The sequence below is a fragment of the Synechococcus sp. CBW1002 genome (genome assembly GCF_015840915.1).
Lineage (GTDB): Bacteria > Cyanobacteriota > Cyanobacteriia > PCC-6307 > Cyanobiaceae > CBW1002.
The window spans coordinates 2,897,032-2,920,608 of record NZ_CP060398.1 but is presented as its reverse complement, the minus strand read 5'-3'; the positions used below and the strand labels follow the sequence as shown (position 1 = coordinate 2,920,608).

Sequence of the window (23,577 nt, the reverse complement as noted above, 5' to 3'; positions counted from 1 at the left end):
CAGGCTGGAACGCTGCCCTGCCCGCGCAGCCCATGGCCTCCGATCCGTCGGCCCCCAACCAGAACGAGCAGAGCCATCCGCTCCACGCCAGCGACCGCGACACGGTCGATCGCCTGCTCGCCGCCGCCACGCCCACCGAGGCGGATCTGGTCGATGCGGCCCGCCTGTTGATGCGCTACCAGGGCTTCCCCGGCGCCCGCGACGTGCAGGACGATCTGGAGAAAGTGCTGCGCCTCTGGGGACTGGAGCGGCAGGCCTTGCATCAGCGCACCCGCGCCATCTGGGCGGCGGGCTTCCGGCCTGGAGCCGCCGCCGCCGCCAACGAACCGGTGGGGTCGGGCTTCGACACAGCCGATCAGGAGCCCTGACGGCCCCGATCCCTAGCCTGCCGGCAGCCGCAGTGATTCGATGGCCCATCCCCTGTCGCCGCCGGTGCTGCTGGAGCAGTTGCTGGCGGGGCGCGACCTCAGCGGCGAGCAGGCCACCGCCCTGATGCGGGCCTGGCTGGAGGAGCAGCTGGAGCCGGTGCAGACCGGGGCCCTGCTGGCCAGCCTGCGGGCCAAGGGCGTCAACGGCGAGGAACTGGCCGCCCTGGCAGAGGTGCTGCGCCAGGCCTGTCCGCTGCCCGGGCCCCGGCCGCCCCTGTTCCTGGTGGATACCTGCGGCACCGGTGGGGATGGGGCCGACAGTTTCAACATCTCCACCGCCGTGGCCTTCGTGGCGGCGGCTGCCGGCGCCCATGTCGCCAAGCACGGCAACCGCAGTGCCAGCGGACGGGTGGGCTCGGCCGACGTGCTCGAAGCCCTCGGCCTGCGGCTGCAGGCTCCCCAGCCCCAGGTGGTGGCGGCCCTGGAAGAGACGGGGCTCACCTTCCTGTTCGCGCCGGGCTGGCATCCGGCCCTGGTGGGACTGGCCCCGCTGCGCCGCAGCCTGGGGGTGCGCACCGTGTTCAACCTGCTCGGACCGCTGGTGAACCCGCTGCGACCCGATGCCCAGGTGCTCGGCGTAGCCCGTGACGATCTGCTGGATCCGATGGCCGAGGCCCTGCAGCGCCTCGACCTGGAGCGGGCCGTGGTGGTTCATGGCCACGGCGGCCTCGATGAAGCCTCCCTCTCGGGCCCCAATGCGCTGCGGTTGCTGGAGAACGGCACGATTCGCCAGGAGACGCTCGACCCCACCGACCTTGGCCTCACCCCGGCACCTCTGGCGGCCCTGGCCGGCGGGGATGTCGCCACCAATGCGGCGATCCTCGAAGCCGTGCTGCAGGGCCGCGGCACCACCGCCCAGCGCGATGTGGTGGCCCTCAACGCCGCCCTGGTGCTGTGGGCCGCCGGCCGGGCAGCCTCGATCCCGACGGGCCTCGAACAGGCTCTGGGCGTGCTGACCGGCGACGGGGCCTGGCAGCGTCTGCTGGCCCTGCGGCACCAGCTGGCGGCGGCCTGAGGCGGAGCAGCGAGGCGAAGCAGCAAGGGACCAACGGCAGCGAACACTCACCGCCGGGGTCTTCAGGGATGATCGGGGCGATGTCGCACCTGAGCGCCGTGCCAGAGCCCACCTCCGCCGCCCTGCTGGTGCTCGCCGATGGCACCCTGCTGCGCGGCACGGCCTTCGGGGCCATCGGCACCGCCCTCGGTGAGGTGGTGTTCAACACCGGCATGAGCGGGTATCAGGAAGTGATGACCGACCCTAGTTACACGGGCCAACTGGTCACCTTCACCTATCCGGAGCTGGGCAACACCGGGGTCAACGCCGCCGATCAGGAGGCGGAGGCGCCCCACGTGCGTGGCGTGATCGCCCGCCAGCTGTCGCCTGTGGCCAGCAGCTGGCGGTCCGAGGGTGATCTCGATGGCTGGCTGCAGCAGCATGGGGTGGTGGGCATCCGCGGCATCGACACCCGTGCCCTGGTGCGCCATCTGCGCGAGGGCGGCGCCATTAACGGGGCGATCAGCAGCGACGGCACCACCCCCCAGGCCCTGCTGGAGCAGGTGCGTGAGGCCCCGGTGATGACAGGCCTGAACCTCGCCGAACAGGTGAGCACCCGCCAGCCCTACGACTGGGATCGACCCTGCGCTGCCGGCTTCGATACGCGCCTGCAGTCGGGGCCTGAGCAGCCCTACCGGGTGGTGGCGATCGATTTCGGCATCAAGCGGGCCATCCTCGATCGGCTCGTGGCCCACGGCTGCACGGTCACGGTCCTGCCGTCCGATGCCAGCCTTGAGCAGGTGCTGGCACTGCAGCCGGAGGGGGTGTTCCTCTCCAATGGCCCCGGTGATCCGTCGGCGGTGAGCAGTGGCATCCATCTGGCCAAGGGCCTGCTGAAGCAGCCCGATCTGCCGGTGTTCGGCATCTGCCTCGGTCACCAGATCCTCGGTCTGGCCCTGGGCGGCACCACCTTCAAGCTCGGCTACGGCCACCGCGGCCTCAACCATCCCTGCGGCTCACCGGGTTCGGTGGAGATCACCAGCCAGAACCATGGCTTCGCGATCGACGCCACCTCCCTGCCCGAAGAGCGGGTGACGGTGACCCATCTCAATCTCAACGACGGCACGGTGGCGGCTCTGGCCCTGCGGCACCAACCGGTGTTCGGCGTGCAGTACCACCCGGAAGCCAGCCCCGGCCCCCACGACGCCGATCACCACTTCGGCCGCTTCGCGGCGCTGATGGCGGACCGGCGTCTGGACAAAACGCCCTGAAAAGGCTGAGCCCAGCCTGCCTCATCTGCAGTCTGTGTCACCTTCAGGACGTTGGCGGCGATATCCCTACACTGCGCGCATTCGTCCTGTGACGGGAGCTGGAGCGATCAACGACCTGCAACGACTCACGGTGTCCCTGCGCGGCGGTTGCGAGCGCCGCAGCGATTGTCTGCTGTTTCATTTCACCGGTCAGCTCGACGCCTACTCGGACAAGCAGTTCAACGAATTCGTCGTTGCCCAGCTCACCGGCGAGGCCCTGCCTGTGGTGATCGACCTCAGCCGGATCGATTTCATCGATTCCTCCGGCCTCGGCGCCCTGGTGCAGCTCGCCAAGCAGTGCACCACTGATGGCACCGGCTTCGTGGTGGTGGGCAACGCCCGCGTGGTGCAGACCGTGAAGCTGGTGCGGCTCGAAGCCTTCCTCCACCTGCAGCCCGACCTGCCCACGGCCCTGGCCAGCCTTGCCACCGCCTGAGACGGCAGCCAGTGCCAGCTCGGCAGGAGCTTCCTCCACTGCCTGGCTCGCGGCCATTCCTGCCGTGCCACCCGGCATGCCTCTCGGCCCCCTGCAGCTGGCCTGGCTCGGTGATGCCGTCTGGGAGCTGCACCAGCGACGGCGCCACTGCGACCGGGCCGAGCGCTCCGTCACCCTGCATCGGGCCGTGGTGGGAGCTGTGAAGGCGGAGGCCCAGGCCCGTGCCCTGCTGCGGCTTGAGCCGCTGCTGGACGAGCAGGAGCGCGACCTGGTGCGACGGGGTCGGAATCGGGCCGGTCGCGGGCCGCGGCGGGGTGATTCAGCCACCTACGGCCAGGCGACGGGATTTGAGACAATGGTGGGCTGGCTCTTTTTGCAGAATCCGCAGCGGCTCGCCAAGCTGCTCGATCACCTGGAGGAGACCGACCCATAACCCCGTTCCATCCGCCGACATCACCATGAGCCCACGGTTCGATCGCCAACCGGACAAATCCATCGGCCGGGGAGGACGGGACGGAGCACGGGACAACGGACGGGATGGCGGACGCGAGAGTGGACGGGACGGAGCCCGGGATGGCGGGCGCGACGGTGAGCGACATCCCCGCTTCGGCCGACCGCGCCCGGGAGGCGCCGCCGGTCGAGGCAGCTGGGGCGGACGCACAGAGGCTCGGGGCGAGGGGTCAGCGGCAGGTCGGCCTGATGGGCGGCGACCGGATGCGCGCCGAATCGAGCGAAGCCGGCCGGAAGGCGGCCGCAGCGAAGGGCGACGCCCCGCCGGCCAGGGAGGGCGTTTCGAGCCCCGCGGCCAGATGCGTGATCGCGGCGGCGATCGGCCCTTCGGCAAGCCGCCCCAGCGTTTCGCCGGCCGCAGCGATGCTCGCGACGAGCGCGGCGATCGGCCGGAGCGGCGGCCGGAAGGACGCAGCTTCGAACGACGGCCCTTGGAAGCCCGCGGCGACGACAGCACGGGCGAGCTGCGTCGTGGCATGAGTCGTGGGGAACCGCGCCGTTTCGAAGGGCGTGCAGCCGGCAGCAGCCGCTTTGCCGCCGGGGGTTCCCGCTTCGGTGGCGGCGGTTCGCGCTCCTCCAGCGGTGGCTCCCGCTTCGCCGGCGGCGGCTCCCGCTTCGCGGGCAGCAGCAGCCGCGATGGCAACCGGTTCAGCCGGCCGGGCCACAGCGACGAGCGGCCGCCGGCCAGCCGACAGGAGCCCGAACCCAGCGGCGAATCGGAAAGCTTCGGCGGCGACACTCCTCCGGACCTGCTCTGGGGCCGTCATGCCGCCCAGGCGGCTCTGGAAAGCGGCCGGCCGATTCACCGGGTCTGGTGCACGCCGGAGATGCGCTTCAGCCCCAAATTCCTGCAGCTGCTGCGGGAGGCCAAGGCCAGTGGTGTGCTGGTGGAGGAGGTCACCTGGGCCCGCCTCGGCCAGCTCACCAGCGGGGCCGTGCATCAAGGGATCGTGCTGCAGACCGCCGCGGCCGAAACCCTCGATCTGCCCAGCCTGATCGAGGGCTGTCGCGAGATCGGCGAACCGCCCCTGCTGATGGCCCTCGACAGCGTCACCGATCCCCACAACCTGGGCGCGATCGCCCGCAGCGCCGAAGCCCTCGGGGCCCACGGCCTGGTCCTGCCCCAACGCCGCAGCGCCGGCCTGACCGGCTCAGTGGCCAAGGTGGCCGCCGGCGCCCTCGAACATCTGCCGGTGGCCCGGGTGGTGAACCTCAACCGCGCCCTGGACACCCTCAAGAAGGAGGGCTATCGCGTCGTAGGCCTGGCCAGCGAAGGCAGCGTCACCCTCGAGGAGGCTGACCTGGATGGTCCGCTGGTGATCGTTACCGGCTCAGAAGGTGACGGGCTGTCGATGCTCACCCGCCGCTCCTGCGACCAGCTGGTGCGCATTCCCCTGCGGGGCGCCACCCCCAGTCTCAATGCCTCGGTGGCCACGGCCCTGATGCTCTACGAGGTGGCCCGCCGCAGCTGGATGAAGACCGTGCTGGGCTCCGCTCCGGCGCCGCGGATTGTGCGGCCGGCCCTGCCCAGTGCCGCAGCTGTCACCATGCCGGCTGTCTCCAGCGAACCAGAGTTGGACGACGAAGACGCACCCGAGGCAGCCGCATCCGCGCAACCTGTCGACAGCCAGGGACTGATCCAGGAGGCCATCAACTTGGTCGACACCCCTGATCCCGACCCTGCCGATCGCAGCACTCTCGATCTCGCCAATTCCCCGCTCGACACGGCCGAATTGGACCCAGCCCCCCTGGAGGCCGCCCCTCCAGAGTCTGCTCAGCTTGGGTCTCCCCTCCTGGGCACCGTCGGTCACGACGCTGCCGACCTCCCGATGGCCGGCACCAGTGCTGCCCTGGTCCATTCCGGTGGCAGCAGCGCTGCTGAGGATCACGGGCTGCAGGACCAGGGAGCTGGCACCCCGTTGGAGGATCCGGCCCCGGACGCGCTCGTCAGCGACGACTTCACCGCCTCCGAGACTGGTGATGCCTACGGCGCCGCTTCCGGCTTTGACGGAGATATCCGGCTCTGACGGCATGGCGGATCAGAGGCCGATGACCTGGGCAGAATGGAAAGGACTGGCGCCCTTTTGATGAATCCCCTGCTCTGGCCCACGCGGAGTGTTGTGAATGGGCTGGGACTGGCCTGGTGGGCCCGGATCGAAACCCATGACCCCGAAGCCGTGTACTGGTTCGGCCCCTTCCTGCGGCGCCGTTCGCTGGAGGCCGCCCTGCCGGCCTTCCTCGCCGATCTGTCCGAAGAGAAGCCCGGATCGATCGAGCACGAGCTGGTACGCACCCACAAGAGCGAACCCCTGACCGAATTCCCCGACGACGGCGAGGGTGCCGACTGATAGCGTCCATCGCAGTCGGGATCAGGGTGGATGGGGATCGCCGCATGGCGTGAGCAGCTGAACAGCGGCGAGGTGTCCGCCCGCGAGCTCACCGATCACCATCTGGCCCGCATCAAGGCCGTGGATCCCGCCATCCACGCCTTCCTCGAGGTGACCGCCGATCGCGCCCGCGCCGACGCGGATCGCATCGATGCGGCCCGGGCCGCGGGTGAGGAGCTCCCCCCCCTGGCTGGCGTTCCGCTGGCGATCAAGGACAACCTCTGCACCAAGGGGATCCGCACCACCTGCTCCAGCCGCATGCTGGAGAGCTTCGTTCCGCCCTATGAATCCACCGTCACCGAGCGGCTCTGGAACGCCGGCGGCGTGCTGCTCGGCAAGACCAACCTCGACGAGTTCGCCATGGGCAGCTCCACCGAGACCTCGGCCTTCGGACCCAGCCGCAATCCCTGGGACCCCGACTGCGTACCGGGCGGCAGCTCCGGTGGAAGCTCCGCCGCCGTGGCAGCCGGCGAAGGCCTTGCAGCCCTCGGCTCAGATACAGGTGGATCGATCCGCCAGCCCGCCTCCTTCTGCGGGGTGGTGGGTCTCAAGCCGACCTACGGCCGGGTGAGCCGCTGGGGGCTTGTGGCCTTCGCCAGTTCCCTCGATCAGGTGGGTCCGTTCGCCACCAGCGTGGCCGATGCGGCCGAGATCCTGCAGGTGATCGCCGGCGCCGACCCCCGCGATGCCACCTGCCTCAAGGCTCCTGTTCCCGATTACCTGGCCGCGCTGCGCCAGCCGGTGGCGGGCCTGCGGGTGGGCCTGGTGCGCGAGTGCTTCGAAGCCGAAGGGCTCGACCCGGAAGTGAAGGCCTCGGTGATGGCCGCCGCAGCCCAGCTCGAGGCCCTCGGCTGTGACCTGGTGGATGTGAGCTGCCCGCGCTTCAACGACGGCATCGCCACCTACTACGTGATCGCCCCCTCGGAGGCCAGCGCCAACCTGGCCCGTTACGACGGCGTCAAGTACGGCTACCGGGCCGAAGGAACGGGCAGCCTGGCCGAGATGACCTCCCGCAGCCGCGCCGAGGGCTTCGGCGACGAGGTGCAGCGCCGCATCCTGATCGGCACCTACGCGCTCTCGGCCGGCTACGTGGACGCCTTCTACAAGAAGGCCCAGCAGGTGCGCACCCTCATCCGCCGTGATTTCAATCGCGCCTTCGAGACGGTGGACGTGCTGCTCACCCCCACCTCCCCCACCACCGCCTTCCGCTTCGGTGCCCACAGCGACGACCCCCTGGCCATGTACCTGGCCGACCTGCTGACCATCCCGGCCAACATGGCCGGCCTGCCGGCGATCAGCGTTCCCTGCGGCTTCGATTCCAAGGGCCTGCCGATCGGCCTGCAGCTGATCACGGGCGTGCTGGAAGAGGAGCGCCTGCTGCAGGTGGCGCATCACTACGAGCAAGCCGCCGATGTGATGGCCAGCCGACCGGAAGCCGCCCTGGTGCCCTGAGCCATACCGCTGCCCTGGCCCGGAATCGCAGGCGGCACCAGGACCACCAGATCCGGTGTTTCAGAGCGATCCAACTGCTCTGAAACACTGGATCTGGGGTGAATCGGGTCCGGCGGGCCTAGGGTGCACGGGGCCCCGTTGTCTGCGGTGGCCTGCCGTCTTCAGCCCGCTTCACCCCCGGCAACCCCTTGGCCTTCGTCCCTCTCCACAACCACAGCGACTACAGCCTGCTGGACGGGGCCAGTCAGCTGCCGGCGATGGTGGAGAGGGCTGTGGAGCTGGGTATGCCCGCCCTGGCCCTCACAGATCACGGTGTGATGTACGGCGCGATCGAGCTGCTGAAGCTCTGCAAGGGCGCCGGCATCAAGCCGATCATCGGCAATGAGATGTATGTGATCAACGGTTCGATCGAGGATCCACAGCCGAAGAAGGAGCGCCGTTACCACCTGGTGGTGCTGGCCAAGAACGCCACCGGCTACCGCAACCTGGTGAAGCTCACCAGCATCAGCCACCTGCGCGGCATGCGAGGCCGCGGCATCTTTTCACGCGCCTGCATCGACAAGCAGCTGCTGCAGCTATACAGCGAGGGACTGATCGTGGCTACCGCCTGCCTCGGCGGCGAAATCCCCCAGGCGATCCTGCGGGGCCGGCCCGATGTGGCGCGGGAGGTGGCGGGCTGGTACCAGAGCGTCTTCGGAGACGATTTCTACCTCGAGATCCAGGACCACGGCGGCATCGAAGACCGGATCGTCAATACCGGCATCGCCGCGATCGGTGCCGAGCTGGGAATTCCGCTGGTGGCCACCAACGATGCCCACTACCTCAGCGTGGGGGATGTGGAAGCGCACGATGCGCTGCTCTGCGTGCTCACCGGCAAGCTGATCACCGACGAGAAGCGGCTGCGCTACACCGGCACCGAATACATCAAGAGCGAGGCGGAAATGCGCCAGCTCTTCAGCGATCACCTCGAGCCGGCGGTGATCGAGGCGGCGATCGCCAACACCGCCAAGGTGGCCGACAAAGTGGAGGACTACGACATCCTCGGCCGCTACCAGATGCCCCGCTTTCCGATCCCGGAGGGGCACACGGCCGTGAGCTATCTCACCGCCGTGGCTGAGCAGGGCCTGCGGGCGCGGCTGAAGCTGGCCGAGGGAGACGGCTTCGATCCCACCTACGGCGAGCGCCTCGCCTTCGAACTGCAGGTGATGGAGCAGATGGGCTTCCCCACCTACTTCCTGGTGGTGTGGGACTACATCCGCTTCGCCCGAGACAACGGCATCCCAGTGGGTCCGGGGCGGGGATCGGCCGCCGGATCCCTGGTGGCCTACGCCCTGGGGATCACCAACATCGACCCGGTCACCAACGGTCTGCTGTTCGAGCGCTTCCTCAACCCGGAACGCAAGTCAATGCCGGATATTGACACCGACTTCTGCATCGAGCGCCGCGGTGAGGTGATCGAGTACGTGACCCGCCGCTACGGCGAGGAGAAGGTGGCGCAGATCATCACCTTCAACCGCATGACCTCGAAGGCGGTGCTCAAGGACGTGGCCCGCGTGCTCGACATTCCCTATGGCGAAGCCGACCGCCTGGCGAAGCTGATCCCGGTGGTGCGGGGTAAACCCGCCAAGCTGAAGGAGATGATCGGACCCGAATCACCGGCGCCGGAGTTCCGCGAGAAGTACGAGAACGACCCGAAGGTGAAGCACTGGGTGGATCTGGCCCGCCGGATCGAAGGCACCAACAAGACCTTCGGCGTCCATGCCGCGGGCGTTGTGATCGCCGCCGATCCCCTCGATGAGCTGGTGCCACTGCAGCGGAACAACGATGGTCAGGTGATCACCCAGTACTTCATGGAGGATGTGGAGTCGATGGGGCTGCTGAAGATGGACTTCCTCGGCCTCAAGAATCTCACCATGATCGAGAAGACGCTCGATCTGGTGCAGCAGAGCTGTGGCGAACGCATCGATCCCGACGATCTGCCGCCCGCCGATGAAGGCACCTTCGCGCTGCTGGCCCGCGGAGATCTGGAGGGCATCTTCCAGCTGGAATCGAGCGGTATGCGGCAGATCGTGCGCGACCTCAAGCCCTCATCCCTTGAAGACATCTCCTCGATCCTGGCCCTGTACCGACCAGGGCCTCTGGATGCGGGCCTGATCCCCAAATTCATCAACCGCAAGCATGGCCGCGAAGCGATCGACTTCGCCCACGAGACCCTGAAGCCGATTCTGAACGAAACCTACGGGATCATGGTCTATCAGGAGCAGATCATGAAGATCGCCCAGGACCTGGCCGGCTACTCCCTCGGTGAGGCCGATCTGCTGCGGCGGGCGATGGGCAAGAAGAAAAAGAGCGAGATGGAAAAGCACCAGAGCCTCTTCGTGCAGGGTGCCACGGAACGCGGAGTCGATCCGAAGCTCGCCGAAGCGCTGTTTGAGCAGATGGTGCTGTTCGCCGAATACTGCTTCAACAAGAGCCACTCCACCGCCTACGGCGCGGTGACCTACCAGACCGCCTATCTCAAGGCCCACTACCCGGTGGCCTACATGGCGGCGCTGCTCACGGTGAATGCCGGCGACAGCAGCAAGGTGCAGCGCTACATCGCCAACTGCAACGCCATGGGCATCGAAGTGATGCCGCCGGATGTGAATGCCTCCGGCATCGATTTCACCCCCGTGGGTGATCGCATCCTCTTCGGCCTCTCGGCCGTGCGCAACCTCGGCGATGGCGCCATCCGCCAGTTGCTTGAGGCCCGCGGCAGCGATGGAGCCTTCCGCTCCCTGGCGGATCTCTGCGACCGGATCCCCTCCCAGCAGCTCAACCGCCGCGCTCTGGAGGCCCTGATCCACTGCGGTGCTCTCGACGCGCTCGAACCCAGCGCCAACCGGGCCCAGCTGATGGCGGATCTGGATCTGGTGCTCGACTGGGCCAGTTCCCGCGCCAAGGACCGGGCCAGCGGCCAGGGCAATCTGTTCGACCTGCTCGGTGGTGGCCTGGCCAGTGGTGGTGCCGCGCAAGACAGCACCGCAGCCGGCGGTTCGACGGGCAGCGACCTCAGCACCGCCCCCAAGGCGGCCCCCGTGAAGGACTATCCCCCCACCGAGAAGCTGCGGCTGGAAAAGGATCTGGTGGGGTTCTATCTGTCCGACCACCCGCTCAAGCAGCTGGCCCAGCAGGTGAAGTTGCTGTCACCGGTGAGCCTGGCGGCCCTGGAGGAGCAGGCGGACAAGGCCAAGGTGAGTGCGGTGGTGATGGTGCCGGAGCTGCGTCAGGTCACCACCCGCAAGGGCGATCGCATGGCGGTCCTGCAGCTGGAGGATCTCACCGGCAGTTGCGAGGCGGTGGTGTTCCCCAAGAGCTACGCGCGGCTCGCCGATCACCTGATGGTGGATGCGCGGCTGCTGATCTGGGGCTCGATCGACCGGCGCGACGACCGGGTTCAGCTGATCGTGGACGACTGTCGCAGCATCGAAGACCTGCAACTGCTGCTGGTGGAGCTGCCCGCCGAGGCCGCTGCCGACATTGGTGTGCAGCATCGGCTGCGCGAATGTCTGCAGCGCCACCGTCCGCCCCAGGACGAAGCGGGGTTGCGGGTGCCGGTGGTGGCGGTGGTGCGACAGGCCGAGAAAACCCTCTATGTGCGCCTGGGCCACCAGTTCTGTGTGGCCGATGCAGAAGCTGCCGTCGCCACCCTGGGCTCGGCAGACTTCCGAGCGACGTTGCGCTCTCCCCTCAAGGCGGGGTAGGACTCAAGGCGGGTAGGACCTCACTCAGCCGGGCTGCCCTGACGCATGGCCCGCACAGACTGACGCAGTCGTCCGAGATTGACGCGGATCTGCTCCAGCCCCAGCAGGCTGCCCGGCACATCTTCCCAGCTGGAAGACAGAACGCCGTAGCTCAGGCCGACCAGACCCAGCAGGAAAAACGCTCCGGAAGTCACCAGGGTGAGGGCGGGAGCGATGTCCACCACACCTCGGCTGACCAGAAAATAACTGGCCACGAACACCCCCATGCCAAGAGCGGAGGGAATGCCGGTGGCAATGGCGATACGACGGGCCATGCGATTAGCCACCATCTCAGGAATGGCCTGCTGACCACGGGAGGCTTTGGCGCTGCCCGAGGCTTTAGGGCTGATTGAGGATTTGGCAGTGGCCTTTGCAGGCTTCCTGGACCCGCGGGGCTCAAACGGCTTGGGCTGTCCCTGGCGGGCCATGGCGAGACCTCAGCCGCGGATGCCGAGGGTGGCGATCAGAGAGGTGTAGCGATCCTCGCTGTTGCTGCGCAGGTAGGCGAGCAGCCGCTTGCGGCGACCGATCATCTTCAGCAGACCCTGGCGGGAGGAGAAATCGTGGATGTTCTTCTGCAGGTGTCCGCTGAGCTGACTGATGCGCTCGCTCAGCATCGCCACCTGCACTTCGACCGAACCCGTGTCGGTGCCGTGGGTCTGATGGCTGTTGATCAGTTCCTGCTTCTGGATGGTGTTGAGCGGCATGGGGGCGGCGTCTGGCCCGTAACGAACAAACATCTACCCTACCTTCCGGCAGAACAGCTCTCTGGCAGGCCATTCCTTCCCTGTTTTGATCAGGCCGCTGGCCGCGACAGCCAGCGCAGGCAGGCCGCCAGCCAGGTCTCGGCGTCGCCGCAGAGGCCGAGCTCGCCCTGGGCAACAGCGGCGGCATCACTGGCCGCCACGGCCCGCAGGGCCCGGTGAATCTCCAGCACCTCATAACCGAGGGCCTCGAGCGTCTGCTCCACCTCGCTGCGGGTGGACGCGACCAGGGCCGTCGCCGCGCCCTCCGCTCCAGCGGTCGGACTCTCCGCCCAGTCGTCGAAGCCATCCACCACGCCGTCCAGCAGGTCAGCGAAGCGCTCCTGCAAACGGCTCCGCAGTTCCACCGACAACCGCTCCGCCGTGCGCTTGCCCACCCCGGGGGCACTGCTGAGCTGGCGCAGATCCGCCTGGACGATGGCGCGGGCCAGCTCCTCGGCCGCCATCGCACCCAGCAACCCCAGGGCCATCTGCGGGCCCACGCCACTCACGGCCACCAGCTCTCGGAACAGGTCGCGCTCCTGCCGTTGGGGGAAGCCGTAGAGCGTCCAGGCATCGTCCCGGATGGCGTGATGGATGTGCAGGCTGAGCCGCGACCCAGCCGACGGCAGCTCCCGCCAGTGCCGCTGGCTCAGTTGCACCTCATAGCCCACGCCCTGGCAGAGCAGCAGCAATCCGCAGCGCGCCCCCTGCTGCCAGGGATCGCTCACCTGCCCTTGCAGCCAACCGATCATGGGGAAGCTCGCTTCGTCGCCCCCATGCTGCCCGCCCTGCCACCCCCCTCGCAGTTGCGCCGGCTGCTCACAGGCAGCCTGATCCTGCTGGCGCTGCTGCTGCCGCTGAGCCTGGGGGGATGTGGCGGCGTGGGGCAGCCGCCGCGATCGGTGCTGCTCAGCGCCCTGGGCCTGCAGATCGACCTCACCCAGGGAGCCATTGCCCAGGCCCTGGCCCTGGAGCCGGCCGGCCCGCCCGAGGTGAGCCGGGTGCGGGTGGAGCACCAGGAAAGCCTGGCCATCGGCGAGGCCAAGGGCCTGCACCTCAACGGCCGTTTCGACTGGCGCCTGGCCGGCGATCCCATCCGGGTCGATACCCCCTTCGATCTCTATCTGCAGCGGGGCGAGCGGGGCCAGAGCTGGCGGCTGGCCCAACCGACCGGCAGCAGCGACGGTCTCAACCAGGACTGGCTGACCTACCCCCTGCCTCTGAACGGCCGCTCAGGCTGAGCAGGGTGGCCAGCAGCACCAGGGCCGCGCCCAGGAGCGTCCAGCCATCGATCCCCTCCTGGAAGATGAGCCAGCCCCAGAGCCCGGCGAACACCACCTGGGCGTAGCTGATCGCCGTGGCCGTGGCCGCCGGCAGGGCGGTGAGGCCCCGGGTGAGCCACACCTGGCCCAGCTGGGTGAACAGTCCGACCCCCACCAGCCAGAGCAGCTCCACCGGCGTGGGCATCACCGGATCGAGCGCCACCAGCGGCAGGCTCAGGGGCACGGCCACCAGGGGGAAATAGAACACGATCACCAGGGGATGCTCACTGCGGCCCAGCTGGCGCACGCTCACGTAGGCCAGGGCAGTGCACAGGGCTCCGGCCAGGGCGATCAGCACCGGAATCAGCGGCAGGGAAGGGGCGGAGGCCCGGCCCATCCCGCCCAGCAGCGCCGCCGGCTGGGCCACCAGCAGCACCCCCAGCCAGCCCACCGCCATGGCCGCCAGCACGCGCCGGCCGATCCGCTCCCCCAGGGCCAGCCAGGCCAGCAGGGCGGTGAAGGTGGGGTAGAGGTACTGCAGCACCGTGGCTGAAGCGAGCGGCAGCGCCGCCAGGGCCGCGTAGACGCACAGCAGCGCCAGGGTGCCGATGGCCCCCCGCACGATCAGCAGGCCACGCCGGCGGCCCCAGGGGTCGATGTCGGCGCGGCGCAGCAACCACCAGCTCAGGGCCACGCTCAGCAGCGCCCGGGCCAGCACCACCTCGGCGGCGGGGATGCGGGCGCCCACCTGCTTGACGCACACCCCCATCAGGCTGAAGCTCAGGGCGCTGAGCAGCATCGCCCGCACGGCGGCGGCCTCGATCGGGGTTGACCCCAGCGGCAGAACGCGCACGAGTGTCCCTGGCGGGCTGCTCAGGATCGCACTCTGCAGCCAGGCTGTGCCATCGAAACGGCAGCGGCTCCCTCCTGATCCCTGCAGAATCGCCCTCAGTCTCTCTCCTCCCTCCTCTCTCCTTTCCCCCTCCGCCTTTTCCTTGAGCCTGCCCCGCCTCCACCCCCGCACGATCGAGGCCGTCAAGGAACGGGCCGACATCGTCGATGTGGTCGGCGAGCACGTGGTGCTCAAGAAGAAGGGGCGCGAGTTCGTGGGGATCTGCCCCTTCCACGACGACAAATCACCGTCGATGACGGTGTCGCCGGCCAAGCAGTTCTATTACTGCTTCTCCTGCGGTGCCGGCGGCAACGCCATCAAGTTCCTGATGGAACTGCAGCGCCAGAGCTTCGGCGATGTGGTGCTGGAGCTGGCGCGCAAGTATCAGCTGCCGATCGAGACCGTCGACGGACCCCAGCAGGAACGGCTGCGCAAGCAGCTGTCCCGCCGTGAGCAGCTGCATCGGGTGCTCACCCTGGCGGCGGGCTGGTTCCGCAGCCAGCTGCGCAGTCCCGAGGGCGCCGCGGCCCTCGCCTACCTCAAGGACAATCGCGGCCTCAGCGAAGGCACTCTCGAGACCTTCGAGCTGGGCTACGCCCCGGACCGTTGGGACGGTCTGCTCACCCACCTGCAGCAGGTGGAGGGCCTTGGGGTGGATCTGCTGGAGGCCGCCGGGATGGTGGTGGCCCGCAAGGGCGGTGAGGGCTTCTACGACCGCTTCCGCCATCGCGTGATGGTGCCGATCAAGGACCGCCAGGGCCGGGTGATCGGCTTCGGTGGCCGCAGCCTCGATGGCGGCGAACCGAAGTACCTCAACTCCCCGGAAACGGAGGTGTTCGAGAAGGGCAAGCATCTGTTCGGCCTCGACCGGGCCACCGCCGCGATCCGCAAGGACGACCAGGCGGTGGTGGTGGAGGGCTATTTCGATGTGATCGCCCTCCATGCGGCCGGCATCACCAATGCGGTGGCGGCCCTGGGGACAGCGTTGAGCAGTCAGCAGATCACCCAGATCTGCCGCGGCTGCGACAGCAAGCGGCTGATCCTCAATTTCGACAGCGACGGCGCCGGCGTGCGGGCCGCCCAGCGGGCGATCGGCGAAGTGGAGCAGCTGGCCCTGCAGGGGCAGCTGGAGCTGCGCGTGCTGCACCTGCCCGCCGGCAAGGATCCCGACGAGTTCCTCAGGCAGCACGGCCCCGGCGAGTACCGCGCCCTGCTGGAAGCCGCGCCCCTCTGGCTCGACTGGCAGATCGAGCAGGTGCTGGCCGACCGCGATCTCGCCCGGGCCGACCAGTTCCAGCAGGCGGTGGCTGGCCTGGTGGAACTGCTCGGCAAACTCCCCCAGAGCGCCGTGCGCAGCCACTACCTGCAGCAGGTGGCGGAGCGGCTCAGCGGCGGCCAGGCCCGCCTGGCCCTGCAGCTGGAGGAAGACCTGCGCCAGCAGGTGAAGGGCCAGCGCTGGCACGGACGCTCCCAGAAGTGGGAGCAGCCCGGCGAAGCGGGACTGCGGGAACGGGCCGAGGCGGAGGTGCTGCGGCTCTACCTCCACTGCCCGCTGCACCGTCCCCTGATCCGGCGGGAGCTGCGGCAACGGGACCTGGAAGACTTCGCCCTGCAGCACCATCGCCTGCTCTGGGCCGCGATCAGCGCCCTCGAGGAAGACAACCTCGGGGCCGGCCGGCTGGAGGCGATCAACCGCGGCAGTGATGGCGGAGAGGATCTGGCTGATCTGGATCTGCCACGGTTGCTGGGCGATCAGCTGGTGGTGGAGCAGAGCGCCCTGCTCAGCCGTCTGACGCCGCTGCTGGAACCTTGCGAACTGCATCGCATGGCCCTGGCCCAGCCCGAGCTGCAGCTGCGTGGCACCACGGCCGTGCTCGAGCGGCAGCGGGCCCTGAAGCGCTGCCGACACCTGCTCGATGCCTGGAGGTCCCAGAACCTGGAAACTCTGGAACGCTGTCTCGCCCGCCTGCTGAACCCCATCGATGCCCCCACCGCCACCAATCCGCCGGGAGCGGCAGAGGCCAGCACAGCAGCAACCACGGATCCGGCACGAGCCACGGCTCCGGCGGAAGCCGCCCTGGACATGGAGAGCCGCATCGAGGCCATGTTCGCGGAGCTCAACAGCGACGCCCTGCGCTTCCAGGACCTCTATTACAACGAGCGTCGCTATCTCGAGCAGCTCGATGCCCGCCGCCGCGCCGGCTATGAGGAGCTGGTCCGGGAAGCCAGATCGGAGCTGACCTCGGGCCCGGCCTGAGGCTGTCTGCCTTCACAATGAAGACAGCGTGCATGGTGTCGCCATGGGCTTCTACGAGGTTCTCTGGCATGGCGAGCAGATCGGCGACGGCGCCGACCTGGCCGAGGCCCTGGAATGCTTTGCCGCCGTTCGCCCGGATGATCAGGATTGGGAGCAGGCCTGCGCCGCGCCGGGCGCCGAACCGATGGTGCGCCGCTACGCCTCCTTCGATGCCTTTCTCGACAACGCCGATGAACTTGAGACGCTGCCGGTGACCGCCGCCATGATCAGAGAGGCCCTTGGCGATACGCCGCCGGACGGCCACCTGCTCTGATCGCCGTCCTCCGGCCTCACCGGCACTCCCTGTTTGTCTCCGCACCGCCATGGCCAGCTTTCCGATTCCTGCCGATGAACAGGAGCGCCTGCGTGATCTGGAGCGGCACGATCTCAAGGGCCATGCCGATGATCCCCACTTCGATCGGATTCTGACCCTGGCCCGGAGCCTCTACCAGACTCCGATCGCCGTGATCTCCCTGGTGGAAGCCGATCGGCAGTGGTTTCTCTCCCGTCAGGGCCTGACGGTGCGGGAAACACCGCGGGAGCAGGCCTTCTGCGGCCACACCATTCTCGGAGACGAGGTGCTGGTGGTGCCCGATGCCCTGGCCGACGAGCGCTTCTCCACCAATCCCCTGGTCACGGGCGATCCCCACATCCGCTTCTACGCCGGAGCGCCGCTACGCACGCCCGATGGGCACAAGCTCGGCTCTCTCTGCGTGATAGACCGGGAACCGCGCCAGCCCAGCCCTGAGCAGATCGATCAGCTGAAGCTGCTGGCCGACCTGGTGATGCGCGAGATCGAACTCCGGCGGATGAGTCACCACTGTCCGGTGACCGGACTGCCGCAGCGCACCCTGCTGCACAAACTCGGCACCAAGGAGTTCGAGAGAGCGCTGCAGCACGACCTGCCCCTGTCACTTCTGTGCATCGACCTCGACAATTTCCGCCTGATCAACAACCGCTGGGGCCACCCCGCCGGTGATCAGGTGCTCCGCGACGTGAGCCAGCTCTGCCGCAGCCTGCTGCCGGAGCATGATCTGGTGGTGCGCATGGGGAACAGCGAATTCGCACTGCTGATGCTGGAGCGCGACAGTGACTCCGCCCTGCAGATCGCCGAACAACTGCGCGAGAGCGTTCACCACCTCCCTGGCGTGTTCTCCCATTCCGGCTACCAGCTCCAGATCAGCGGTGGACTCACCAGCCGCACCGCCGGCGACACCAGCTTCAACGATCTGCTGCACCGCGCCGAACATGCCCTGGATCTGGCCAAGACCAACGGCCGCGACCAGATCTCACGCCTGATGGGAGCTGACTGAGCCAGCCACCGCCTGCCGCGCTACAACCTCGCGACTGCGCTGATCGTCCTGGCGGGCACGTTTCAGATCGACGGCGCTGATCCCATAGCCGAGACGCCGTGCCGTGCGAATCAGATCGGCGGTGTTGCGGCAGCGGCGCAGACGGGCACGCATCCGCTCGTCCCTCTCGGCATCCACCACCAGGCGGTGAAGATTCTGCATGCTCATGACAACCTCCCAGAAGGATTTCGGCCGGAGCGGATGTCACTCAGGGGCTCCGGAATGCATCGACCTTATCGGTGTCATCACGCCAGTCCAGCGCCAGTCGCATCCGGTCGGATCTCAGCGGCCGCCAGTCACGATTCGGTTGGATGTTCAGCCGGCCTGCACCCAGGGCAGATCGCTCAGACGCGTGGTGGCGGCACGGGAGAGCCGGGAACGGCGCATCATCCAGGCGGGCCGCAAGCCACAGGCCGCCCACTGCACCGTGCCTCGACCGTAGCGGCGGTTCAGGGCATCGATCGTGGCCAGAAGGGCCTCACGGCGCTGCTGCTGCTCCAGCGGCATCGGTGCCAGCAGATGGTGCTGCAGCTGCTCGAGGGGCTGGAGCTGCTGCAGCAGCACACCGGCCTTCTGCAACGGCTTGTGGGGCCGGAACAGACGCTCGGCCAGGGGAAGGGCGGCGGCCAGCAGCACGGCGGTGTCGTTGCTGGCCAGGGGCAGCTGCACCGTGGCGGCATTGCTGTAGAAGCGGCTGCCATCGAAGGGGCTGCTGCGCACGAACACGGTGATCGCCCCGGCCCGCTGCCGCTGACGCCGCAGCTTCTCGGCGGCGCGGCTGAGATAGGTGGCGATCGCCTCGCGCAGATCCGTCAGCGTGGTGACGGGCTGGCTGAAGCTGCGGCTGACGCAGGTTTCCTGCTTGGCCGGCGGCAGGCTCACCAGGGGCAGACAGCTCCGGCCGCGCAGTTCCTCCTGCAGCCGCAGACCCACCACGCCACACCGGCGGCGCAGCTCGCCGCTGGCCAGATCGCGCAGCTGGCGGGCATCGGCGACGCCGCGCAGGCGGCACCAACGCGCCAGCTGGCGGCCGATGCCCCAGACGTCCTCGATGGCGACGGATTCCAGCCAGGGGTCAGGATCCGCCACCGCCCCCAGATCGAACACCCCACCGTGGCGGGGATCGCCCTTGGCCAGACGGTTGGCGATCTTGGCCAGCACCTTGGTGGGCGCGATGCCCACCGCCACCGGCAGACCGAGATGGCGCTGCACCTGAGCCCGCAGCCGCCGCCCCCAACTCGTGAGATCACCGCCAGGCCTGAGATCCGCGCCGCTGGGATCGCCGGCTGCAGGCCGATGCAGGCGACCAAAGGCCTCGTCGATCGAATAGACCTCCAGCTCCTCCACCCAGGGCTCGATCGTGGCCATCAGCCGCTGGCTCATGTCGGCATAGAGGGCGTAATTGGAGCTGCGCACGATCACCCCCAGCCGCTCCAGCTCGCGACGCACCTGGAAATAGGGCTGGCCCATGGGAATGCCCAGGCTGCGCGCTGCGGCGCTGCGGGCCACGATGCAGCCGTCGTTGTTGGAGAGCACCACCAGCGGCCGGCCGGCCACGGCGGGATCGAGGGCCGCCTCGCAGGAGGCGTAGAAATTGTTGGCGTCGATCAGCACCGTGGCCAGGGCCATGGGAGAGCGCTCAGAGCGGGTGGATCACGTGAATGGCCACGCCCCAGAGCCGGTCATCGTCCGCCGCCCCCAGCTCCAGCAACGGATAGGCCGGATGGGCCGCCTCCAGCAGCCAGCGCCCCTGCTGCCGCACCAGGCGCTTGAGCGTGAAGGCCCCCTCCAGCACCGCCACCACAATCCGCCCGGGGCGCGGTTCCAGGCTGCGATCCACGATCAGCAGATCGCCGTGGTGAATGCCGGCCCCGATCATCGAATCACCGCTGACCCGCAGGAAAAAGGTGCTGCTGGGATGGCGGATCAGCACCTCGTTGAGATCGATGGCCGCCTCCATGTAATCGTCCGCGGGGCTGGGGAAGCCGGCCGCCACCGCCTCGGCGGCGAGGGGCAGGGCCAGCGGCGGGCGCTGCGGCTCCAGGCGCCAGGGCCCGGCAACGGCCGGCTCCGGCGGCGGCGCGGGTGGCGATGCGGGTGGCGGAGCGGGCAAGCAGGAACGGGGACGGGATCCGGACACGGCAACCAGCCGAACCAGCTCACAGTAGTTCATCTGTACCAGATTCAGACCAGAATCTGCATCGGCAGGCCCGTGCCGTCGAGGTCGCCGCCGAGGCGCAGGGCCGTGCCGGCCTCGATGCGCGCGGCGCTCCACAGGGCCGCCAGGGCATCGAGGATGTCGTCATCGGCCACCTGGCGGCGCAGGAAACGGGCGCGGATCGCGGCCGCCGCCCCCGGGAAGGTCCGCTCCACCAAGGCCAGGCGATCGGCGGCGCCGGCGGCGCTCTTCTTGGGGTGCGGCATCGGCACACCACCGTTCCACTCGCGGAAACACAGCTCCGGGTGCACCTCCACCAGGCAGCGGGCCTGCCCTGGATCGCGCTGCAACCAGGCGTCCACCTGGCGCACCTTGGCGAGGATGTGGAACGCCTGCTTGCTGAGTTTGCAACCCTGGGCCGCCTGGGACAAGGCACAGGCCTCCGGGTAGCTGGTGGCGGCCAGCACGCCGCGCAGGGGCGCTGAAAAGACACTGCTGCGGCGGGGGCCCAGCAGGCGGCGGGCTTCGCGATCGCAGCGGCGGGGCCCGGCTTCGGGCAGACCGATGGGGATGTCGATGGCGGTGAGCTGCCAGCCCGGCCCCTCCAGCAGCTCAAGGGCGGAGGGGAACAGCCGGGCGGTGACGGGCTCCCCCGGTCCCTCGCAGGACACCGCCAGCCAGCCGGCCCGGCAGCCATCCACCCCGCGCAAGCCCTGCATGCCGTTCCGTCCGTGCTGGGGAGGCGATCCTGGCGCGCGGCTGTTGGCCGCGGCCCTCAAGGCCCTGGGGCAATCCATTCCAGCCGCCGCACGCTGCGCCGCAGCACCTCCACCAGCTCGCCGCGCATCAGCAACCCCGTCCCGCCCCACACCAGGCGCAGGGCAAGATCGAGCGGACCGGCGCCGAGGTCGCGCAGCGGCATGAAGCCAAGTCGCTCGAAATAGCGCACCAAGCGGCGGTGCTGACGCGGATCGTCGCGGATGGCGAGCAGGCGCGCCTGGCGGCAGGGCGTGCACTCCAGGGCCCAGGCGCCGGTGGCGGCCCAGATCAAGGGGCCCACCGCGGCGGTGTCCTGTCCCTGCACCCGCATGGTGTCGAGCTGCAGGCCCGCGGCCGTGGGGAGCGCCCAGCCCTTGAGCTCCCCCAGCAGCAGGGGAGGCTGCTGCGGCCGGGGCCGGGCCACCACCACCCGCAGGCCCCGGATCCCCAGACGGTCGGACACCTGCAGGCGCAGAAGCAGGCCGCCGCCTGCGGCACGGCGTTCCAGATCCGCCAGGGAGGGCAGCGCTGCCGGGGCCGGCAGCGCTGACGGGGAGGCAGGGGCCATCGCACCGGCAGCCAGACCAGGCCATCCTGACGGCGGGCCGCCGCGCAGGTGTCAGACCAGCCGGGAACCGCTGGCACGCCGGCGCTGCTCCGGATCGAACACCGCGGCGATCGAGCGGATCAGCCAGCGGCCCTGGGACGTGACCTCGACCAGGCCCTGATCGCCCTGGCGCTGCAGCTGCACCAGGCCATCCGCGGCCAGGGCCTGAAGGTCGTGCCACTCCTGCGCGAAACCCTCCAGGGGCAGCGCAACCCGGAAGCGGCACATCACCTCCTGAATCAGCCGGCGCCGTTCCAGCACCGCCGGATCGCGCACCACCAGGCCCCGTTCCACCGGCAGGCGACCGGCCTCGAGCGCGGCGTAGTAGGCGCGCAGATCACGCAGGTTCTGGCTGAACAGATGGGGGAACTGGCTGATCGCCGTGGGGCCCACCCCCAGCAGATCGAGCTCACCACCGGTGGTGTAGCCCTGGAAGTTGCGGTGCAGCCGGCCCTCGCGGGCCGCGACCGCCAGGCTGTCGCCCGCCAGGGCGTAGTGATCCATGCCGATGGCGTCGTAGCCGGCGGCGGCCAGCAGCTGGCTGGCGGACTCCAGCATGGCCAGCCGCTGGTGCTGGCTGGGCAGATCCTCGGCCGCGATCTTGCGCTGCAGGGGCAGTTGCTGCGGCAGATAGGCGAAGGAGAACAGGGAGATGCGATCGGGCCGCAGCTCCCGCACCAGCTCCAGGGTGGTGCGGAAGCGCTCCGGTGTCTGCAGCGGCAGGCCGCAGATCAGATCCACGTTGACGCTCTCGAACGAGGCCTCCCGCATCCAGGCCATCGCCCGACGGAGCTGCTCGACGGGCACCACCCGATTGACCGCCTTCTGTACCTCGGGATCGGCATCCTGGATGCCGAAGCTGATGCGATTGAAGCCGAGCCGGCGCAGGCCGAGCAGCTCGTCACGGCTGAGGAACTCGGGATTCACCTCGATCGAGGCCTCCAGATCGGTGGCGAGATCGAAGTGCTGATCCAGCAGCTCCCACAGCTGCCCCTGTTCCGCCGGCGTGAGGTAGTTGGGGGTGCCGCCGCCCCAGTGCAGCTGCCCCACCCGCCACCGCTGGCCCGCGGCGGCCCCGATCAGCTGCAGCTCCCGCTCCAGCGCCTGCAGATAGGGGCCCACCACCCGGGAGCCGGCCTGGGTGGTGACCCGGTTGCAACCGCAATACCAGCAGGCATGGCGGCAGAAGGGCACATGGACATACAGCGACAGGGGTTCGGCAGCGGGCCTGGCCAGCTGGGCCGCCAGATCGGCGGCGCCCACCGCCTCCGAGAAGGCGGCGGCGGTGGGGTAGCTGGTGTAACGCGGCACCGGCTTGTCGTACTTGAGCAGCAGCGCGATCGGGGTGGAAACCGAGGGCTTGGTGGCAGAAACGGAACGGGATGGCGCGAACGTCATCAGATCGGGGGCTAGGGGAGCGAAGGGTGCGGCGAGAGCGGATGGGGAACGGCTGGACAGCGGCGCTCCGCTCAGACCAGCTCGCCCAGTTCGGCCAGCAGGCGCTGGGTGGCGAGGAAGGCGTCCTCCGCTTCCTGCAGCAGCTCCTGCTCCTGGGACTCGCTGAGCCGCAGCTGCTCGAAGCCGTCGTGGAGACCCTGCTTGAGCTCACTCAGGGGCCGGTCGAACTGCCAGAACTCCACGGCGGGCAGGCCGTGGCGGCGCAGGATGGCATTGGCCTGCTCGCTGAGCTGCTGCCCGCCGGAGAGATCACCGCCGTAGCGCACGTACACGTGGGCGAGGAAGCGGTGGGGCGCGGTCTCAGCGAGGGTGGAGAGCTGCTCGAGCCAGGAGCTGGCGGCGGCAGACGGAGACGTGGCGGGAACGGCCGCAGCCTCCAGCTGGGCCAGGTCATGGCCGAGGGCGGCGCTGCGAGCCAGATCAGCCCAGGGCAGCGTGGCCCCGAGGGCCTCCGCCAGGGCCGGCCCCCGCCGCTCGATCAGGGCGTAGGCGGGTGCCAGGGCCCGCAGCAGGGCGGCCAGCTGCAGCGGACTGGCTTCTCCGGCCAGCAGCGAGCGGGAGAAGGCCATGCCTTCCGCTTTGTGGTGCGCGGCGCCGATGCGGCCATGCAGCCGCCGGACGCGTGGCCCGAACCCCTTGCGCATCACGGCATCGGCAGGCCGGGCATGGTCCGAGATGGACCCGGGGATGGCAGCAGTCATGGGCGGACACGCCGAAAGCGACGAAGAAACAGTCAAACTGTATAACG

24 protein-coding genes are annotated in these 23,577 nt (G+C 69.0%); 13 read left to right on the top strand and 11 right to left on the bottom strand.

Features of this window, described 5'->3' with window-relative positions; genetic code table 11:
* The first annotated feature begins 32 nt into the window (after nucleotides 1-32).
* The 9 genes from H8F24_RS14460 to H8F24_RS14420 all read left to right on the top strand — a co-directional run bounded on the left by H8F24_RS14460 (nucleotide 33) and on the right by H8F24_RS14420 (nucleotide 11,260).
* Entirely contained in the window at nucleotides 33-368 is a 336-nt protein-coding gene (locus H8F24_RS14460) for a DUF3288 family protein (protein ID WP_197170063.1), read from the top strand.
* Nucleotides 369-408: 40 nt separating this feature from the next.
* Entirely contained in the window at nucleotides 409-1,443 is a 1,035-nt protein-coding gene (trpD, locus tag H8F24_RS14455; RefSeq protein WP_197170062.1) for an anthranilate phosphoribosyltransferase, read from the top strand.
* Between the two features lie 80 nt (nucleotides 1,444-1,523).
* Entirely contained in the window at nucleotides 1,524-2,693 is a 1,170-nt protein-coding gene (gene carA / locus H8F24_RS14450; RefSeq protein ID WP_197170061.1) for a glutamine-hydrolyzing carbamoyl-phosphate synthase small subunit, read from the top strand.
* A gap of 88 nt (nucleotides 2,694-2,781) precedes the next feature.
* Nucleotides 2,782-3,168 (top strand): STAS domain-containing protein, encoded by a 387-nt coding sequence (locus H8F24_RS14445; protein ID WP_231597860.1) that lies wholly within the window; start codon nucleotides 2,782-2,784, stop codon nucleotides 3,166-3,168.
* A gap of 76 nt (nucleotides 3,169-3,244) precedes the next feature.
* Nucleotides 3,245-3,601 (top strand): ribonuclease III domain-containing protein, encoded by a 357-nt coding sequence (locus tag H8F24_RS14440; RefSeq protein ID WP_197170060.1) that lies wholly within the window; start codon nucleotides 3,245-3,247, stop codon nucleotides 3,599-3,601.
* 25 nt (nucleotides 3,602-3,626) lie between these two features.
* Nucleotides 3,627-5,705, top strand: coding sequence for a 23S rRNA (guanosine(2251)-2'-O)-methyltransferase RlmB (gene rlmB, locus H8F24_RS19600; RefSeq protein ID WP_231597859.1), 2,079 nt, complete (start codon nucleotides 3,627-3,629; stop codon nucleotides 5,703-5,705).
* Nucleotides 5,706-5,765: 60 nt separating this feature from the next.
* Entirely contained in the window at nucleotides 5,766-6,026 is a 261-nt protein-coding gene (locus H8F24_RS14430; RefSeq protein WP_197155078.1) for a DUF1816 domain-containing protein, read from the top strand.
* A 30-nt stretch (nucleotides 6,027-6,056) separates the two neighbouring features.
* Entirely contained in the window at nucleotides 6,057-7,517 is a 1,461-nt protein-coding gene (gatA, locus tag H8F24_RS14425; protein ID WP_197170059.1) for an Asp-tRNA(Asn)/Glu-tRNA(Gln) amidotransferase subunit GatA, read from the top strand.
* Nucleotides 7,518-7,705: 188 nt separating this feature from the next.
* Nucleotides 7,706-11,260, top strand: a complete 3,555-nt coding sequence (locus H8F24_RS14420; protein ID WP_197170058.1) for a DNA polymerase III subunit alpha — start codon at nucleotides 7,706-7,708, stop codon at nucleotides 11,258-11,260.
* A 20-nt stretch (nucleotides 11,261-11,280) separates the two neighbouring features.
* Here the strand turns inward: H8F24_RS14420 and H8F24_RS14415 are convergent, their stop codons facing one another.
* The 3 genes from H8F24_RS14415 to ruvA all read right to left on the bottom strand — a co-directional run bounded on the left by H8F24_RS14415 (nucleotide 11,281) and on the right by ruvA (nucleotide 12,797).
* On the bottom strand, nucleotides 11,281-11,727 hold the full coding sequence (locus H8F24_RS14415) for a PAM68 family protein (protein WP_197155072.1): 447 nt from the start codon (nucleotides 11,725-11,727) through the stop codon (nucleotides 11,281-11,283).
* A 9-nt stretch (nucleotides 11,728-11,736) separates the two neighbouring features.
* Nucleotides 11,737-12,006, bottom strand: a complete 270-nt coding sequence (gene rpsO / locus H8F24_RS14410) for a 30S ribosomal protein S15 (protein WP_197155070.1) — start codon at nucleotides 12,004-12,006, stop codon at nucleotides 11,737-11,739.
* 89 nt (nucleotides 12,007-12,095) lie between these two features.
* Nucleotides 12,096-12,797 (bottom strand): Holliday junction branch migration protein RuvA, encoded by a 702-nt coding sequence (gene ruvA / locus H8F24_RS14405; protein WP_197170057.1) that lies wholly within the window; start codon nucleotides 12,795-12,797, stop codon nucleotides 12,096-12,098.
* A gap of 24 nt (nucleotides 12,798-12,821) precedes the next feature.
* Between ruvA and H8F24_RS14400 the strand changes: the two genes are divergently transcribed.
* Nucleotides 12,822-13,286 (top strand): hypothetical protein, encoded by a 465-nt coding sequence (locus H8F24_RS14400; protein ID WP_197172375.1) that lies wholly within the window; start codon nucleotides 12,822-12,824, stop codon nucleotides 13,284-13,286.
* On the opposite strand, the gene H8F24_RS14395 is transcribed toward H8F24_RS14400, so the two are convergent.
* Nucleotides 13,234-14,106, bottom strand: coding sequence for a DMT family transporter (locus H8F24_RS14395; protein WP_197172374.1), 873 nt, complete (start codon nucleotides 14,104-14,106; stop codon nucleotides 13,234-13,236). The two genes, H8F24_RS14400 and H8F24_RS14395, sit on opposite strands and share 53 nt — an antisense overlap.
* A gap of 196 nt (nucleotides 14,107-14,302) precedes the next feature.
* Between H8F24_RS14395 and dnaG the strand changes: the two genes are divergently transcribed.
* From dnaG to H8F24_RS14380, 3 genes are read left to right on the top strand one after another with little or no spacing between them, the layout of a single operon-like run.
* On the top strand, nucleotides 14,303-16,456 hold the full coding sequence (dnaG, locus tag H8F24_RS14390) for a DNA primase (protein WP_197170056.1): 2,154 nt from the start codon (nucleotides 14,303-14,305) through the stop codon (nucleotides 16,454-16,456).
* A gap of 43 nt (nucleotides 16,457-16,499) precedes the next feature.
* Nucleotides 16,500-16,769: a hypothetical protein gene (locus H8F24_RS14385; protein ID WP_197155056.1), complete on the top strand. Its 270-nt coding sequence runs from the start codon at nucleotides 16,500-16,502 to the stop codon at nucleotides 16,767-16,769.
* A gap of 49 nt (nucleotides 16,770-16,818) precedes the next feature.
* Nucleotides 16,819-17,808, top strand: a complete 990-nt coding sequence (locus H8F24_RS14380) for a sensor domain-containing diguanylate cyclase (RefSeq protein WP_197170055.1) — start codon at nucleotides 16,819-16,821, stop codon at nucleotides 17,806-17,808.
* On the opposite strand, the gene H8F24_RS14375 is transcribed toward H8F24_RS14380, so the two are convergent.
* The 7 genes from H8F24_RS14375 to H8F24_RS14345 all read right to left on the bottom strand — a co-directional run bounded on the left by H8F24_RS14375 (nucleotide 17,785) and on the right by H8F24_RS14345 (nucleotide 23,530).
* On the bottom strand, nucleotides 17,785-18,009 hold the full coding sequence (locus H8F24_RS14375; protein WP_231597858.1) for a Nif11 family protein: 225 nt from the start codon (nucleotides 18,007-18,009) through the stop codon (nucleotides 17,785-17,787). The genes H8F24_RS14380 and H8F24_RS14375 overlap by 24 nt on opposite strands.
* A 153-nt stretch (nucleotides 18,010-18,162) precedes the next feature.
* Nucleotides 18,163-19,476, bottom strand: a complete 1,314-nt coding sequence (locus H8F24_RS14370) for a Y-family DNA polymerase (RefSeq protein WP_197155039.1) — start codon at nucleotides 19,474-19,476, stop codon at nucleotides 18,163-18,165.
* Between the two features lie 10 nt (nucleotides 19,477-19,486).
* On the bottom strand, nucleotides 19,487-19,960 hold the full coding sequence (locus tag H8F24_RS14365) for a LexA family protein (protein ID WP_370594629.1): 474 nt from the start codon (nucleotides 19,958-19,960) through the stop codon (nucleotides 19,487-19,489).
* A 71-nt stretch (nucleotides 19,961-20,031) separates the two neighbouring features.
* Complete coding sequence (locus H8F24_RS14360; RefSeq protein WP_197155035.1) at nucleotides 20,032-20,724, bottom strand: DUF429 domain-containing protein; 693 nt, start codon at nucleotides 20,722-20,724, stop codon at nucleotides 20,032-20,034.
* A gap of 56 nt (nucleotides 20,725-20,780) precedes the next feature.
* Complete coding sequence (locus H8F24_RS14355) at nucleotides 20,781-21,332, bottom strand: hypothetical protein (RefSeq protein WP_197170054.1); 552 nt, start codon at nucleotides 21,330-21,332, stop codon at nucleotides 20,781-20,783.
* 51 nt (nucleotides 21,333-21,383) lie between these two features.
* Nucleotides 21,384-22,769, bottom strand: coding sequence for an oxygen-independent coproporphyrinogen III oxidase (hemN, locus tag H8F24_RS14350; RefSeq protein WP_197170053.1), 1,386 nt, complete (start codon nucleotides 22,767-22,769; stop codon nucleotides 21,384-21,386).
* Between the two features lie 71 nt (nucleotides 22,770-22,840).
* A complete protein-coding gene (locus H8F24_RS14345; protein WP_197170052.1) occupies nucleotides 22,841-23,530 on the bottom strand; it encodes a biliverdin-producing heme oxygenase in 690 nt (229 codons plus the stop codon).
* Nucleotides 23,531-23,577: the final 47 nt, after the last annotated feature.

Bases quoted from the DNA above. Each gene is read 5' to 3' on its own strand.
- rpsO (WP_197155070.1), bottom strand. From the start codon at position 12,006: ATGCCGCTCAACACCATCCAGAAGCAGGAACTGATCAACAGCCATCAG.
- ruvA (WP_197170057.1), bottom strand. From the start codon at position 12,797: ATGATCGGTTGGCTGCAAGGGCAGGTGAGCGATCCCTGGCAGCAGGGG.
- H8F24_RS14370 (WP_197155039.1), bottom strand. From the start codon at position 19,476: ATGGCCCTGGCCACGGTGCTGATCGACGCCAACAATTTCTACGCCTCC.
- gatA (WP_197170059.1), top strand. From the start codon at position 6,057: ATGGGGATCGCCGCATGGCGTGAGCAGCTGAACAGCGGCGAGGTGTCC.
- rlmB (WP_231597859.1), top strand. From the start codon at position 3,627: ATGAGCCCACGGTTCGATCGCCAACCGGACAAATCCATCGGCCGGGGA.
- hemN (WP_197170053.1), bottom strand. From the start codon at position 22,769: ATGACGTTCGCGCCATCCCGTTCCGTTTCTGCCACCAAGCCCTCGGTT.
- H8F24_RS14345 (WP_197170052.1), bottom strand. From the start codon at position 23,530: ATGACTGCTGCCATCCCCGGGTCCATCTCGGACCATGCCCGGCCTGCC.
- H8F24_RS14415 (WP_197155072.1), bottom strand. From the start codon at position 11,727: ATGGCCCGCCAGGGACAGCCCAAGCCGTTTGAGCCCCGCGGGTCCAGG.
- H8F24_RS14440 (WP_197170060.1), top strand. From the start codon at position 3,245: ATGCCTCTCGGCCCCCTGCAGCTGGCCTGGCTCGGTGATGCCGTCTGG.
- H8F24_RS14375 (WP_231597858.1), bottom strand. From the start codon at position 18,009: ATGCAGAATCTTCACCGCCTGGTGGTGGATGCCGAGAGGGACGAGCGG.
- H8F24_RS14395 (WP_197172374.1), bottom strand. From the start codon at position 14,106: ATGCTGCTCAGCGCCCTGAGCTTCAGCCTGATGGGGGTGTGCGTCAAG.
- H8F24_RS14355 (WP_197170054.1), bottom strand. From the start codon at position 21,332: ATGGCCCCTGCCTCCCCGTCAGCGCTGCCGGCCCCGGCAGCGCTGCCC.
- H8F24_RS14380 (WP_197170055.1), top strand. From the start codon at position 16,819: ATGGCCAGCTTTCCGATTCCTGCCGATGAACAGGAGCGCCTGCGTGAT.
- H8F24_RS14360 (WP_197155035.1), bottom strand. From the start codon at position 20,724: ATGCAGGGCTTGCGCGGGGTGGATGGCTGCCGGGCCGGCTGGCTGGCG.
- H8F24_RS14430 (WP_197155078.1), top strand. From the start codon at position 5,766: ATGAATCCCCTGCTCTGGCCCACGCGGAGTGTTGTGAATGGGCTGGGA.
- H8F24_RS14385 (WP_197155056.1), top strand. From the start codon at position 16,500: ATGGGCTTCTACGAGGTTCTCTGGCATGGCGAGCAGATCGGCGACGGC.
- trpD (WP_197170062.1), top strand. From the start codon at position 409: ATGGCCCATCCCCTGTCGCCGCCGGTGCTGCTGGAGCAGTTGCTGGCG.
- H8F24_RS14460 (WP_197170063.1), top strand. From the start codon at position 33: ATGGCCTCCGATCCGTCGGCCCCCAACCAGAACGAGCAGAGCCATCCG.
- H8F24_RS14400 (WP_197172375.1), top strand. From the start codon at position 12,822: ATGCTGCCCGCCCTGCCACCCCCCTCGCAGTTGCGCCGGCTGCTCACA.
- carA (WP_197170061.1), top strand. From the start codon at position 1,524: ATGTCGCACCTGAGCGCCGTGCCAGAGCCCACCTCCGCCGCCCTGCTG.